General features: G+C 76.1%; 1 protein-coding gene. It reads left to right on the top strand.

Annotated elements, in window-relative coordinates; genetic code table 11:
- On the top strand, nucleotides 1-1,607 hold a 1,607-nt coding region (locus tag B7767_RS34885), incomplete at both ends, for a type I polyketide synthase (protein WP_143652795.1).

Below are 1,607 nucleotides of genomic sequence, written 5' to 3' on the forward strand. Positions count from 1 at the left end.
CGCCCACCTCGACGGCGAACTCTCCGGAGCCGCCCCCGCCCCCGTGCCCGCCGCCCCGGCCCCCCTCCCGGCCGACACCCAGGGGGACGAGCCGGTCGCGATCGTCGGCATGGCCTGCCGCCTCCCCGGCGGGGTGCGCTCCCCGGAGGACCTGTGGCGGCTCCTCGCCGACGGCGCCGACGCCATCGGCGCGTTCCCCGGCGACCGCGGCTGGGACCTCGACGGCCTCTACGACGCCCTGCCCGGCGACCAGGTCACCTCCCGCACCCGCGAGGGCGGCTTCCTGCACGACGCCGCCGACTTCGACGCCGACTTCTTCGGGATCTCCCCGCGCGAGGCCCTCGCCATGGACCCGCAGCAGCGCCTGCTCCTCGAGACCGCCTGGGAGACGTTCGAACGCGCCGGCATCGACCCCCGGTCGGTGCGCGGCAGCCGCACCGGCGTCTTCGCCGGCCTGTCCTCCAGCGACTACCTCAAGCGCGTCACCCACGTCCCCGACGACGTCGCCGGATACGTCAACAACGGCAACGCCAACAGCGTCGTCTCCGGACGCGTCGCCTACACCTTCGGCCTGGAGGGGCCGGCCGTCACCGTCGACACCGCCTGCTCCTCCTCCCTCGTCGCCCTCCATCTGGCACTCCAGGCACTGCGCCGCGGCGAGTGCGCCATGGCCCTGGCCGGCGGTGTCACCGTGATGTCCTCGCCGGAGATCATCGTCGACTTCTCCCGCCAGCGCGGCCTGGCCGCCGACGGCCGCTGCAAGCCGTTCGCCGCCGGAGCCGACGGCACCGGCTTCTCCGAGGGCGTCGGCCTGATCCTCGTCGAGCGGCTCTCCGACGCACGCCGCAACGGCCACCAGGTCCTCGCCGTCGTCCGCGGCTCCGCGGTCAACCAGGACGGCGCCTCCAACGGCCTCACCGCCCCCAACGGCCCCGCCCAGCAGCGCGTCATCCGCCAGGCCCTGGCCGACGCCGGCGTCGGCGCCTCCGAGGTCGACGCCGTCGAGGCGCACGGCACCGGCACCCGCCTCGGCGACCCCATCGAGGCCCAGGCGCTCCTCGCCACCTACGGCCAGGACCGCGACCCCGCACGGCCGCTGCTGCTCGGCTCCGTCAAGTCGAACATCGGACACACCCAGGCCGCCGCGGGCGTCGCCGGCGTCATGAAGATGGTCCTCGCCCTGCGGCACGGCCTGCTGCCCAAGAGCCTGCACGTCGACGCACCCACCCCGCACGTCGACTGGTCCGCCGGCGCCGTCAGCGTCCTCACCGAGGCCACCGAGTGGCCCGAACCGGCCACCCCCCGGCCCCTGCGCGCCGCCGTGTCCTCCTTCGGCATCAGCGGCACCAACGCCCACGTCGTCCTCGAACAGGCCCCGGCCGACCCGGAGCACGCGGACGAGGCGGACACCGACGGCGACGACGCGCGGGAGACCCGCGCCGACCGCCCGCTGCCCTGGATCCTGTCCGCCCGCAGCGACGCCGCCCTGCGCGGCCAGGCCCGTGCCCTCCTCGCCCACCTCGACGCGCACCCCGGCCTCACGCCCGCCGACGTCGCCCTGTCCCTCGTGACCCGCCGGGCCACCCTGGAGCGGCGCGCCGTCGTCG

It is taken from the genome of Streptomyces sp. 13-12-16, from assembly GCF_002114215.1.
In the GTDB taxonomy this organism is placed as follows: Bacteria; Actinomycetota; Actinomycetes; order Streptomycetales; family Streptomycetaceae; genus Streptomyces.